Below are 14,095 nucleotides of genomic sequence, written 5' to 3'. Positions count from 1 at the left end.
TGCAATTTCTGTATCAGGCAACCGGCCGGCCCGTCCCCTGCAAGGGTATCTGCAGGGACAGCCGGCAACCGGCGCCCGATGCCGGCATGCCCACCTCGAACTGTCCGCCCAGCGCCGTCACCCGCTCGGCGATGCCGATCAGGCCAAAGCACTGTTTCTTGCGCTGCTGCTGCGGCGTGATGCCGATGCCATTGTCGCTGATGGCCACATACACGGCGCAGGCATCCGAACTGAGTTCGATCGTGACCTGGCTGGCCTGGGCGTGGCGCATGACGTTGCTGAGCGCTTCCTGCACGATGCGGAACAGCACGATCTCGACCTGGCTGCCAATGGTGGAAAACAGCGCCTCATCGCGTATCAGCAGCTGGCAAGCGACGCCGCTGCGCTTGCGGAAGTCGCCCACCTGCCACTCGATGGCCGCTTGCAAGCCCAGGTCCAGCGCCATCGGACGCAGCTCGTTCATGATGCCGCGCACGCTCTTGATGGTGGTGTCGACATTGCTGAGCACGGCGCCGACCCGGCGGTGCAGGCGCGGATGCGAGCCTTCCGTGCGCGCGCTGAGCATGGAAATATCGATGCGCAGCGCCAGCAGGTTTTGCCCCAGTTCATCGTGGATATCGCGCGAGATGCGCTTGCGCTCGTCTTCCTTGGCCGTTTCCAGGTGCAGGGCCAGCTGGCGCAGCTGCGCGTGCGACTGGCGCAGGGCGCCATCCATCAGCTTGCGTTCGGTAATGTCCGTGTGCGCCACCACCACGCGCAGCGGCCCTTCACCGAGAAAACGGCTGATCCTGGCCTGCGACCAGCGGGGGCCGGCCCGCGTGGCAAACTCGTACTCGAGCGCAAACGTGTCCGCATTGCCGGCAATCACGGCGCGGATGCCGGCAGCCAGCTCGCGCCCGGCGCTGCGCTGCCAGCGCGGGTCCGTTTCGCAAAATTCCAGGTACTGCAGCGGCTGCGGCGTTTGCCCGACGAAGGCCAGGCAAGCCTGGTTGGCATGCACGACGCGGCCGGCCCGGTCCAGCACCAGCACGCGGTCCGTCAGGGAATCGATGGTAGCGTGAAAGAAGCGCTCGGCATCGCGCAAGGCTTCCTGCGCCCGCTCGCGCTGATGCACTTCCAGCTGCAGGTGCTGGTTGGCCCGCAGCAATTCGGCAGTGCGGTCGACCACCCGCTGGTCCAGCTCGCGGTGCAGTTCGCGCAAGTCCGCCTCGGCCAGCTTGCGCTCGGTGATATCGGAAAACACGCCGACAAAATGGCTGATCGCGCCATCCGGGCTGCGCATGGGCGTGATCGACAGCGATTCGACGAAACGCTCGCCATTCTTGCGCCGGTTCACCAGTTCGCCATACCAGCTGCCATCCTGGTGCAGGCTGCGCCACATGGCTTCATAGAAATGCGGCAAATGCGTGCCGCCGCCGAGGAAGGACGGATCGCGCCCGATGGCTTCCTCCGCCTGGTAGCCGGTGATGGTGGTGAAGGCGGGGTTGACGGAAATGATGCGGTTGGCGCTGTCCGTCACCAGCACGCCTTCGCGGATGCTGTCGAGAATGACAAATGCGCGCCGCAAGGCCGATTCGCGCGCGTGCTCGTCGCCCAGGTCCGTCACCAGCATGCGCGCCGTGGCGCTGTCCGCATCAAAATTGGCCTCGATGCGCACCATGCCGCCCGCCATGCCCTCGAACAATTGCGCTTCGAGCACCTGCCGCGTGCCGCTGGTGAAGACGGCGTCGAGAAAGCGCCGGAAGCCGCCCTGCGCCTGGGGCGCGACGAATTGTTCGAAACGCCGCCCCAGCAGCCGGTTCTTGTCGCGTTGCAACAAGCCGCAAGCGGCCACGTTGACACGCGTGATGACGCCTTCGCGCGCCAGCGAAAAATAGCTGACGGGCGCCTGTTCATACAGCTGCGCATAACGGTCGCGGCTGCTTTCATATTCATTTTTCAGCTGCTCCAGTTCGGCCAGGGCCGCGCTCTGCATTTCCAGCTCGATCTGGCTGACCTGCAACTCATGCAACTGGCGCATCACCTCTTCATTCGACTGCGGCAAGGGCTGGCGCTGCTGCGCCGCCAATTGCTCGGCCTGCTCTCGCAATCTGGCCGGCACGTTCTCCTCGTCGAATGGTTCGTTCATGACACGTTCTCGCCGCTATTGCCTGCCGCCGCAGCGCCGGACTGGATCTGGCGCAACTGGGCTTCCAGTACCTTCGACTCGGTAATATTAATAAAGGTCACCACCACGCCATCGATGACATTTTCCACCGTGCGGTACGGCATGATGCGCACGTTGTACCAGCGCCCATTCTTGGTCTGCACTTGCCGCTCGCAAAACACGAGGCTGCGGATCACTTCCAGCGCGTCCGCCTCCAGGTTCGGGTAGGCGAGGTCGTTGACGATGTCGCTGAGCGGGCGGCGCAAGTCCGTCTGGATCAGCTTGTAGATTTGCGTGGCCGGCGCCGTGAAGCGGCGGATGCGCAGGTCGCTGTCGAGGAAGATGGTGGCGATATCGGTACTATTAAGCAGATTTTTCATATCGCTGTTGACCAGCGACAAATCATCGACCTTCGATTGCAGCTCGGCATTGACGGTGTACAACTCCTCATTGAGCGACTGCATTTCTTCCTTCGACGTGGTCAGCTCTTCGTTCGCCGATTGCAACTCTTCATTGGTCGACTGCAATTCCTCGTTGGCCGATTTGAGCTCTTCGCGCGAGGTCTGCATTTCGTCGCGCACGGCCTGGATTTCATTGCGCGCCTGGATCAGCTGCTGCTCCAGTTCCAGCACCTTGGGATTCGGCGAGCGGCCCCGGCGCGGGGCAGCCGCCAGCGGCACGCTGTCAAACGTGACGAAGACCATGCCGCGCAGCGCTTCGGGCTGGCGCAACGCTTCCGCCGTCAAATCCACGCCCTGCGCCTGTCCTGCGTAATCCTTGAGCACCAGGCCTTTCAGGCGTACCAGGCTGTCGCTTTGCAGCGCCTGCTTGATCAGGCTGGCCAGCTCGTAGCGCAAGCCCTCGCGTGCCATGGCGTGGATATTCCAGTTGGCCTTGCCGGCCGCCGGTTCCAGGAAGGCGCCCGTGCGGCCATTGATATACAGGATGTCCCCATCCTGGTTCAGCAGCACGGCCGCAGGCGAATATTTCTGGAGCAATAATTGCTCGACATGGGATTGGATTTTTCCGGGCATGCTGACTTCTCTCGTGTCGCTGGGGGTAGGAGGAGTGGCCGACGACACCTTGGTGGGGAAGTACGTCAGCAGGCGCTGGCGCGCCAGGTTGTCGAGACGGCGGTACAACCGGGTCGATGTCGTCAGCGGCGAAAACAGGTCGGAAAAATGACCGGGCGTGTCGGCGCTGCCCAACAGCAAAACGCCGTCGCGGTTCAAGGCGTAATGAAACAGGGGAATCAAACGCTGCTGCAGCTTGGCATTGAGATAAATCAACAGATTGCGGCAGCACAGGATGTCGAGCTTGGTAAACGGCGGGTCCGAAATGATGTTTTGCTGGGCAAAGATGATCATGTTGCGGATCTCTTTCCGGACCAGGTAATCGTTCTTGTCCTGCAAGAAAAACCGTTCCAGACGCTCGGCCGACACATCGCTGCTGATCGTTGGCGGAAAACGGCCCTGGCGCGCGCGGTCGATGGCGTCGGCCGACAGGTCGGTGGCAAAAATCTGCAGGCTGTATTTCGCCGGCGGGTTGCTGCCGGCCACCACTTCATGGAAGACCATGGCCAGCGAATACGCTTCCTCACCCGTGGAACAGGCAGGAATCCAGGCCTTGAACGCGCGCCCGTCCGGGTGAGCCGCCAGCATTTGCGGCAAGACCACCATCTTCAGGTATTCCCACACTTTCGGATCGCGGAAAAAATTCGTCACGCCGATCAGCAATTCCTTGAACAGCAAGTCGATTTCCGTGGGATTGTTGCGCAGATAGGGAATGTACTCTTCCATCGACGTCATCTGGTACAGGCTCATGCGGCGTTCGATGCGGCGCAGCACCGTATTGATCTTGTAGTCCGAGAAGCTGTTGCCCGTATGTTCGGACAGCAAGGCGACAATTTCCTGCAATGCATTGCGTCCGCTAGGCTCCCTGCCCGGCAACTCCAGGAAGCTGCTGCGAAACAGGTAACTGACGATCTTTTCCGGCATCTTGTCGGGAAAATCGACGAGGTCCACGGCGTCGGCAGCGATAGCGCTTTGCGGCATCATGTCGAACTTGGCCGTATCGGGATGCTGGGCCAGGGTCAGGCCGCCCGCCTGCTTGATGGCCTGCAAGCCGCGCGTGCCGTCGCTGCCCATGCCGGACAGAATCACGCCCACGGCCAGTTCGCCCAGCTCGGCCGCCAGGCTTTCCAAGAAAGCATTGATGGGCAAGCGGTGTCCGCGCAGCTGCAGCGGTTCGCTGAGCAGGAAACGCCCCTTCGACAGGCCGAGGTCGGCATTCGACGGGATCACGTAAATATGGTTGGGCCGCAATGCGGTCTGGTGCGTGATTTCCGTGACGGGAATGCTGGTGGCCCGCTGCAGCAGTTCCGGCAACAGGGCTTTTTGCGTGGGATCAAGGTGCTGGATCACCACATAGGCGATGCCGCTTTCCGGCGGCACATGGGTCAGGAAAGCGACAATAGGGTCGAGTCCGCCGGCGGAAGCGCCGATGGCCACCACGGGAAACCCGATGGTGGGCGCTTCCGTAACAGTAGGCAGGCTGGCCAGACTGGTTTTGCTGCGTTTGCGGGTTATCATCGTCTGCAAGAAACCAGCCTCGGCAAACCTTACCATGGCCGGCAATTGATAATCTTGCATTCTAGCACTCAAGCAGCGCGTAAAAACGCGAATTTGGCGCAGGGGTTTTCCTGCGCCTGATTACCCCGTTACTGCGCCTGCGGCACGTGCCAGCCGCCGCCAAGCGACTGGATCAGGGCCACGGCCGTCGTCTGGCGGTCCGCCTGCGCCTGCACCAGCGAACGGCGCGCCGACAGGGCCGTCACTTGCGCCGTCACCACGTCCGTATAGCCGACCTGGCCCGCATTGTAGCGGTTCAGCATCTGCTGCTCGACCTGGTCGGCGGCGGACGATGCCTGCTGGCGCAAGGCCAGCTGCTCTGCCAGCGCGCGCGTGGCCGACAACTGGTCTTCCACGGCGCCAAAGGCACTGAGTACCGTCTGACGGTAGCGCGCCACAGCCGCCTCATGGCCTGCCTTGGCCGCATCCACGCTGGCCGTGGTGGCGCCCGCGTTGAACAGGGTTTGCGCGGCCGACACGCCCAGCGACCACAGGCTCGACGATGCATTGAACAGGTCGCCCACACGGCTGGCGCCGGAACCATACGATCCCGTCAGGTTCAGGTTCGGATAATAGGCCGAGCGGGCGATGCCGATCTGCTCGTTGGCCACGGCCACCCGGCGTTCGGCGGCCGCGATGTCGGGACGGCGCTGCAGCAGGGTCGATGGCACGCCCAGCGGCACCTCTGGCACGGTCAGCGTCCATGGCGCCACGGCCAGGCTGAAGTCGGACGGGGCACGACCCAAAAGTATCGCGATCGCGTGTTCCAGCTGCGCGCGCGCCCGCGTCTGGCTGGACAGATCGATCTGCGCATTGGCCAGCTGCGTCTGCGCCTGCAGCAGATCGGACTTGGCGGCGATGCCGGAGTTGAAGCGGTTGCCGGTGATCTCCAGCACGCGCTTGTAGCCATCGATGGTCGCGTTCAGCAGCGCGATCTGCGCATCGCTCTGGCGCAGCGAAAAGTAATTGGTGGCCAGCTCGCCCTGCGCAGACAGGCGGGCGGCAGCCAGGTCGGCCGCACTGGCGCTGGCGCTGGCGTCCGCCCCCGTCACACCGGCGCGCAGCTTGCCCCACACGTCCGGTTCCCACGAGGCGCCGATGGCCGCCTTGAAGTTGTTGTTCGTCTGCTGCTCGCCCCCGCCGCCGGAACGGGCACCGCTGCCCGTCAGATTCACTGTCGGGAACAGCGAGGCGCGCTGTTCGCGCACCAGCGCGCGCGCCTGTTCATACGAAGCGATGGCGGCAGCCACGTTCTGGTTCGAGATGTCGATGCCTTCGGCCAGCTGGTTCAGCTGCGCGTCGCCGAACAGGGTCCACCAGTGGCCCCTCTCCAGGGTATCGGCCGGCGCGGCGGGTTGCCAGCCGGCCGCCTCCTTGAACGTTTGCGGCGCGGCCGCCGTCGGCGTTTCATACGCGGGGCTGACGGCGCAGCCGGCCAGCAGCAGGAAAGCGGTGGCAGCGGCCAGTGCCGGCAGGTGGCGTGCGGGGACGGCGGATGGAATAGGTTTTACTTGCTTCATGATTGTGTGCTCGGGTTATCTGGCCCAGGAATGCGGCTCAATTGCTGCTCGTCGGCGCTGCGCGTGCGCAGCTTGTCGAGCAGGATGTAGACCACCGGGGTGGTCAGCAATGTGAGTAACTGGCTGGCAATCAGGCCGCCGATGATGGCGACCCCCAAGGGCTGGCGTAGCTCTGACCCCTCGCCGAAACCGATCGCCAGCGGCAAGGCGCCAAGCGCCGCCGCCAGGGTGGTCATCAGAATGGGGCGGAAACGCAGCAAACATGCCTCGCGCACCGCTTCCACAGCTGTCAGCCCGCGCGAACGCTCGGCCTCCAGCGCGAAGTCGATGATCAATATAGCATTTTTCTTGACAATACCGATCAACAGGAACACGCCGATCAGGGCGATGATGGAAAACTCCATGCGGAACAGCAGCAAGGCCAGCACGGCGCCCACGCCTGCCGAGGGCAAAGTCGACAGCACGGTGATCGGGTGGATCAGGCTTTCGTACAGGATGCCCAGCACGATGTAGATCACCACGATGGCCGCCAGGATCAACAGCGGCTGCTCCTTGTTGCTGTCCTGCGCGCTCTTCGCCGAACCCTGGAAGCTGCCGCGCACATTGACGGGCATGCCGATTTCCGACTCCGCCTGGGCCACGGCAGCCTGCCCGTCGCTGAGCGGATAGCCGTCGGCCAGGTTGAACGACACGGTGGTCGCCAGTTCCCCGCCCTGGTGATTGATCGAGGTGGCCGTCGAGCTTTCCGCGAAGGTGCTGAACGACGACAGCGGCACCATGTGCGCCAGGGTCGTGGACAGGGCCGAGCCGCTGGACGGGTCGCGCGCCGCCGTCGTATTGGACGTCGTCGCAGTGACGGTGCTGGTGGTTGCTGTCGTGGCCGTGGCTGCGACGGCCGCCGCATTCGACGCCGGCACGTACACGGAGCGCAGCGCTTCCGGACTTTGCGCATAGCGCGGCGCCACTTCCATGATCACGTGGTACTGGTTCAGCTCATCGTAGATGGTCGCCACCTGGCGCTGGCCGAAGCTGTTGTACAGCGCATTGTCGATATCCTTGACTTGCACGCCCAGCTGCGTGGCGCGGTCCTTGTCGATGCTGACAAAGGTTTCCACGCCGTTTTCCGCCTGGTCCGTGTCGACATCGATCAGGGCCGGCTGCAGCTTCATCTGGTCGGCCAGCTTGGCCGCCCACTTCTTCAGGTCCGCCTGGTTGTCGCTGATCAGGGTGTACTGGTAGGTCGAATTGCTGGAACGCCCGCCCATGCGCAAATCCTGCACGGGGTTGAGGAACAGCGAAATGCCCGTCACCTTGGCCAGCTGCGGGCGCAGGCGGGCGATCACGGCCTGGCCCTTGTCCGTGCGCTGCGACGCGGGTTTGAGGTCGATGAACATGAAGCCGCCCCCTGCCCGTCCGCCGCCCGTGAATCCGACGACGGTGGCGACGGCCGGATCATCCTTGATGATGTCGACCAGCTGGCGCAATTTACTCTGCATGGCCTGGAACGAGATGCTCTGGTCGGCGCGCATGCCGCCATTGATCTGGCCCGTGTCCTGCTGCGGGAAAAAACCCTTGGGCGCGGCCGCGAACAGGTACACGTTCAGGCCGACGACGAAGACGAGGATGGTCATCACGAGAGCGGCACTCGACAAGGCCCAGTCCAGGCAGTGCTCATAGACTGTCAGCATGCGCTCGAAACCGCGTTCGAACCAGCGCGCGACGAGACCGGGCGGCTTGTGCTGCGCGCCGCTTTTCAGCAGCCAGGCGCACATCATCGGCGTGGTCGTCAGTGAAATGACGAGCGAAATCATCACGGCGGCAGACAGGGTCACGGCGAACTCGCGGAACAGCCGTCCCACCTGCCCGCCCATGAACAGCAGCGGGATGAAGACGGCCACCAGCGACAGGCTGATCGACAGCACCGTAAAGCCCACTTCGCGCGCGCCCAGCAAGGCCGCCTTGAACCGGTCCATGCCCGCCTCGATGTGGCGCTGCGTATTTTCCAGCACCACGATGGCATCATCGACGACAAAGCCCGTGGCCACCGTGAGCGCCATCAAGGAAAGGTTATTCAGGCTGAAACCCAGCATGTACATCACGCCGAAGGTGCCCAGCAGCGAGACGATGGTGGCCACGGCGGGAATGATGGTGGCGCGCACGCTGCGCAAAAAGGCGCTGACCACCAGCACGACCAGCACGATGGACAGGATCAGCGTGAACTCGATCTCGTGCAGCGAGGAGCGGATGGAATTGGTGCTGTCGGACGCCACCTGCAACTTGATGTCGCCCGGCAGCTGCGCCTGCAGTTGCGGCAGCAGCGCGCGCACGCCGTCCACCGTGGCGATGACGTTGGCGCCCGGCTGGCGCGTGATCAGCACGATGACGGCCGGGTCGCCATTGAACAGGCCCAGGGTATTGTTGTTCTCCACGCCGTCGATCACTTCGGCCACGTCGTCGAGGCGGATGGCGGCGCCGTCGCGCCAGGCCACGACCAGGCTGCGGTAATCGGCGGCGCTGCGCCCGCCCGACGCCGTCGCCGCGCCCGAATAGATTTGCAGGCTGCGTTCGTCGCCGGAAATCGCCCCTTTCGGGCGGTTGGCGTTGCTGGCCTGGATGGCGGCGCGCACGTCTTCCATCGACACGGCATAGTGATTGAGTTGATATGGCAGCAGTTCCACGCGCACGGCCGGCAGCGAGCCGCCACCCAGTTCCACGTCGCCCACGCCCTTCACTTGCGCCACTTTTTGCTGCACCAGGTTCGACACGGCGTCGTAGATCTGGCCCGGTGTGCGCGTTTTCGACGTCAGCGCCAGGATGATGACAGGTGCATCGGACGGATTGGCCTTGCGGTAGGTGGGATTGCTGCGCAAGGTGGCCGGCAAGTCCACGCGCGCAGCGGCAATCGCGGCCTGCACTTCGCGCGCGGCCGAATCGATCTTGCGGTTCAAGTCGAACTGCAGGTTGATGCGCGCCGAACCCGTACCCGACGACGACGTCATCTCGTTCACGCCCGAGATCACGCCCAGGCGCCGTTCCAGCGGCGTCGCCACCGAGGTGGCCATGGTCGCGGGGCTGGCGCCGGGCAGGCTGGCGCTGACGGAAATGGTCGGATAATCGACCTGCGGCAGCGGCGAGACGGGCAGCATGAAGAAGGCGCCGATACCCGCCAGCGCGATGCCGATGGTCAGCAGCACGGTGGCGATGGGACGCTTGACGAACGGTTCGGACAGGTTCACGCGGCGCTCCCCGCGTTATCGGCCGGCTTGTCCAGGTTCACCCCAGCTGTCTTGCGCGCGAAGCGCTGGCCCAGGCGGTCGAAGGCCAGGTAGATGACGGGCGTGGTAAACAGGGTCAGCACCTGGCTGACGATCAGGCCGCCGAAGATGGCCAGGCCCAGCGGACGGCGCAACTCGGCGCCCTCGCCCCAGCCCAGCATCAGCGGCACGGCCGCGAACAGGGCCGCCAGGGTCGTCATCAAGATAGGGCGGAAGCGCAGCAGCGCCGCCTGGTGGATGGCTTCCTGCGGGCTTTTCCCCTCGTCACGCTCGGCCTCGATGGCAAAGTCGATCATCATGATGGCGTTCTTCTTGACGATGCCGATCAGCAGGATGATGCCGATGATGCCGATCACGCCCAGGTCCTGCCCGGAAATCATCAGCGCCAGCAAGGCGCCCACGCCGGCCGACGGCAGCGTCGACAAAATCGTCAGCGGGTGGATGTAGCTTTCGTACAGCACGCCCAGCACGATATACACGCAAACGACGGCGGCGAGAATCAGCCACAGCTGGTTCGACAGCGAGTTTTCATACGCGCCGGCCGCGCCGAGGAACGTCAATGTCACCGATGGCGGCAAGGCGATGTCTTTCGCCGCCTGGCGGATGGCGTCGACGGCGCTGCCCAGGGCCACGCCTTGCGTCGTATCGAAACCGAGGGTGGTGGCCGGGTACTGCGCCACGTGCGTGATTTGCAGCGGCGCCTGTTTTTCGCTGACGCTGGCAAAGGCGGACAGCGGCGTCGACTTGCCGGAACCGGTGCGCACCTGCAGGTCCGACAGGTCGGACGGCGTGGTGACGATGCCCGGCTGCGCTTCGAGGATCACGCGGTACTGGTTGGTTTCCGTGAAAATCGTCGAGATGATGCGCTGGCCGAAGGCGTTATATAACGCATCGTCGACGGTAGCCGTGGTAACGGACATGCGCGCGGCGCTGTCGCGGTCAATCGCCACGGTGACGGCGGCGCCCGTGGCGCCCGCGTCCGTGACCACGTTGCGCAGCTGCGATTTTTCACGCATGCGCGCGGCCAGCTTGCCAGCCCACTCGGTGACGGTGGCCGTGTCGGCCCCTTCCAGCGAGACGCGGTACTGCGTCGGGCCCGATTCCGCATCGATGGTGAGATCCTGCGTCGGCTGCAGATACAGGGTCACGCCGGCCACCTGGGCCACACGGTTGCGCAGGCGCTCCATGATCTCGTCCTGGCTGCCGCTGCGCGGACGCTTGAGATTGATCAGCATGCTACCCGTGTGCAGCATGGTATTGTTGGCCGCATCGACGCCCACGAGGGAACTCAGGGTATCGACAGCGGGGTCTTCCAGCAGCGCGCTGGCAGCGGCCTGCTGCAAGGTAGCCATGCGTTCGTACGAGACGGCTTGCGAGGTTTCGATGCGCGCCTGCAGCTGCCCCGTGTCCTGCGTGGGGAACAGGCCTTTCGGGATGGTGATATACAGGATGACGGTCAGCAGCAAGGTGGCCAGGGCCACCAGCAAGGTCAGGCCCTGGCGTTTCAAGACCCATACGAGCGCATGGTCGTACTGCACAATCACGCGGTCGAGGAAAGCCTGGATGCGCTGGCCCGTGGCGCTGACCTTTTCGTCGGCGTGGCTTTTCAGCCAGCGCGCCGACATCATCGGCACCAGGGTCAGCGAGACCACGGCGGAAATCAGAATCGTGATGGCCAGGGTCATGGCAAATTCGCGGAACAGCCGGCCCACCACGTCGCCCATGAACAGCAGGGGAATCAGCACGGCGATCAATGACACCGTCAGCGAGATGATGGTAAAGCCGATCTGCGACGCGCCTTTCAGGGCGGCGGCCATCGGCGTTTCGCCCTCTTCGATGTAGCGGGCGATGTTTTCGATCATGACGATGGCGTCATCGACGACAAAGCCCGTGGCAATCGTCAAGGCCATCAGCGACAGGTTGTTCAGGCTGTAGCCGAGCAAATACATGACGCCGCAGGCGCCGATCAGGGAAATGGGCACGGACAGGCTGGCGATCACCGTGGCGCGCATGCTGTGCAAAAAGGCGAAGATCACCAGCACCACCAGCAGCACGGACAACAGCAATTCCATTTCCACGTGTTCGACCGAGGCGCGGATGCCCGTGGTGCGGTCGCTCAGCACGTCGAGCTTCATGGCCGCCGGCAGGCTGGCCTGCAGGTCCGGCAGCAGGGCCTTGATGGCGTCGACCGTCTTGATGACGTTGGCGCCGGGCTGGCGCTGCACATTCAGGATGATGGCCGGCTGCTTGCCCGACCAGGCGCCCAGGCGCGTGTTTTCCGCGCTGTCGACGACATTGGCCACGTCGGACAGGCGCACGGGTGCGCCGTTTTTATAGGTGATGATCAGGCGCTTGTAGTCTTCCGCCGTCACCAGCTGGTCGTTGGCGTTGATGGTAAACGAGCGCGTGGGGCCGTCGAAACTGCCCTTGGCGCTGTTGACGTTGGCCGCCGCGATGGCCGTGCGCAGGCTGTCGAGGCCCAGGCCGTACGACGCCAGCAATTTGGTGTCGCCCTGGATGCGCACTGCCGGACGCTGGCCGCCCGACAGCGAGACGAGACCGACGCCGTTGACCTGGCTGATCTTCAGCGCCAGACGCGTGTTGACGATATTTTGCACCTGCGTCAGCGGCATCGTGTCCGACGTGATGGCCAGGGTCAGCACGGGCGCGTCGGCCGGGTTGATCTTCGCGTACACGGGCGGCGCCGGCAAGTCCGTCGGCAGCAGCGAGCCGCCCGCGTTGATGGCCGCCTGCACTTCCTGCTCGGCCACGTCCAGGGTCTGGCCCAGGGTGAACTGCAGGGTGATAATGGAGACGCCGGCCGCGCTGGTGGAACTCATGCGCTGCAAGCCCGACATCTGCCCGAACTGGCGCTCCAGCGGCGCCGTGACAGTCTGCCCCATGACTTCCGGACTGGCGCCCGGGTACAGGGTCTGTACCTGGATGGTGGGGAAGTCCACCTGCGGCAAGGCCGCCAGCGGCAGGAACTTGAAGCCGACCAGCCCCGCCAGCACGATGGCCAGCATCAGCAGCGCCGTGGCGACGGGGCGCTGGATGAATGGCGTCGATGGACTCATTGCGCTGCGCCCTTCGCCGGCGCCGCGGCTGGCGCACTGGCCGGCGCCGATGCGGCAGCCGAAGCGCTGGCCGCGCCGCCACTGCCATCAGCGTGCTGGCGGCGGTGGCGGCGTTCGCCGTTGGCGGCTCCCGCGCCGCCTGCGCCGCCCATGGCAGGCTTGTCGCCCGCCAGGGTGACTTTCGCGCCTTCCTTCAGACGGTCGGCGCCTTCCGTGATGACTTGCTCGCCCGCTTCCAGGCCGGCGCGGATTTCCACCATGTCGGTGGTGGCCTGGCCGCGCGTGACCATGCGCACGGTGACGGTTTTATCCGCTTTCAGCACATACACGAAGTCGCCGTTGTTGCTGTGGCGCAGAGCCGTCACGGGCACCAGCACGGCGCCCGTGATGTTGCCCAGTTCCAGGCGCACGTTGACGAACTGGCTGGGGAACAGGGCCATCTTGTCATTCGTGTAGCGGGCCTTGGCGCGCACGGTGCCCGTCTGCACGTCGACCTGGTTGTCCAGCGCGCTCAAGCCGCCCTTGTCCAGGGTATGCGTGCGCGTGCGGTCCAGCGCCAGCGCCGCCAGGGCCGAACCCGCGTTCAGGCGTTCCTGGATGGTTTGCACCTTATCCTGCGGCACGGAGAATTCCACGTCGATAGGCGAGAGCTGCGTCACCACCACCACGCCGCCCGTATCGCTGGTGCTGACCAGGTTGCCGATGTCGACCACCTTCAGGCCCGCGCGTCCGCTGATCGGCGACACCACCTTGGTGTAGCCCAGATTGAGTTTGGCCGTGCCTTCGGCGGCGCGGTCCGTCATGACGGTGCCTTCCAGCTGTTTCACCAGGGCGGCCTGCGTGTCGACATCCTGGCGCGCGATGGAATCCTGGCCCAGCAGGGTTTGATAGCGTTTCAGGGTCAGGCGCGCGTTTTCCAGCTGCGCTTCATCGCGCTGGCGCTGGCCCGTGGCCTGCATCAGCGCCATCTCGAACTGCGCCGGGTCGATCTGCGCCACCACCTGGCCCGCCTTGACCATGCCGCCTTCCTTGAATTTCAATTCCTTCAAAATGCCCGACACTTGCGGGCGCACCGTCACAGTGGACGCCGCCGTCACCGTGCCCAGCGCATCGAGCACCACGGGCAGGTCGGACTTCACGGCCGTGGCCACGCCGACGGTGGTCGAAGGGCCGCCGCGACGCCCGCCAGGGCCTCCCGGTCCGCCAGGGCCACCGGCGCCAGGCTGCGCGCTGACGCCCGAGTGGGTCAGGTACCAGGCACCGCCCCCCAGCGCAGCCATCACGGCCAGCGCGATGACCGTGCCGACGATTTTCGAACGGCGGCTGCGCCGCGGGGTGTTGGGTGTTGTCTGCGAATCCATCGCTTATCCTTGTCTAGGCCGCTGGCACGGCGAGTCTGTGGCGCCGGCCGAGGTGGGACACACTCAGGCCGGACGACCGTTTTTCG

The 14,095-nt window shown here is 64.6% G+C and carries 6 protein-coding genes; all 6 read right to left on the bottom strand.

The features are described from left to right. Positions 1–13: 13 nt before the first annotated feature. On the bottom strand, positions 14–2,128 hold the full coding sequence (locus SJI03_RS19640) for a PAS domain S-box protein (RefSeq protein ID WP_322428287.1): 2,115 nt from the start codon (positions 2,126–2,128) through the stop codon (positions 14–16). Continuing rightward, positions 2,125–4,737, bottom strand: coding sequence for a chemotaxis protein CheB (locus SJI03_RS19635; RefSeq protein ID WP_322428286.1), 2,613 nt, complete (start codon positions 4,735–4,737; stop codon positions 2,125–2,127). The genes SJI03_RS19640 and SJI03_RS19635 overlap by 4 nt, the downstream gene beginning before the upstream one ends. Before the next feature lie 128 nt (positions 4,738–4,865). After that, positions 4,866–6,296 carry an efflux transporter outer membrane subunit gene (locus tag SJI03_RS19630; protein ID WP_322428285.1) on the bottom strand — a complete coding sequence of 477 codons (1,431 nt, stop codon included), beginning with the start codon at positions 6,294–6,296 and terminating at the stop codon, positions 4,866–4,868. Then, positions 6,293–9,532, bottom strand: coding sequence for an efflux RND transporter permease subunit (locus SJI03_RS19625; protein WP_322428284.1), 3,240 nt, complete (start codon positions 9,530–9,532; stop codon positions 6,293–6,295). The genes SJI03_RS19630 and SJI03_RS19625 overlap by 4 nt, the downstream gene beginning before the upstream one ends. Next, entirely contained in the window at positions 9,529–12,648 is a 3,120-nt protein-coding gene (locus SJI03_RS19620) for an efflux RND transporter permease subunit (RefSeq protein WP_322428283.1), read from the bottom strand. Before SJI03_RS19620 ends, SJI03_RS19625 begins: the two co-directional genes overlap by 4 nt. Next, positions 12,645–14,009, bottom strand: a complete 1,365-nt coding sequence (locus SJI03_RS19615) for an efflux RND transporter periplasmic adaptor subunit (RefSeq protein WP_322428282.1) — start codon at positions 14,007–14,009, stop codon at positions 12,645–12,647. Before SJI03_RS19615 ends, SJI03_RS19620 begins: the two co-directional genes overlap by 4 nt. Positions 14,010–14,095: the final 86 nt, after the last annotated feature.

Origin of the sequence: Janthinobacterium sp. GMG1, from assembly GCF_034427795.1 — a bacterium.
Taxonomy (GTDB): Bacteria; Pseudomonadota; Gammaproteobacteria; order Burkholderiales; family Burkholderiaceae_D; genus Janthinobacterium.
This window is presented reverse-complemented; position numbering and strand designations above follow the sequence as displayed.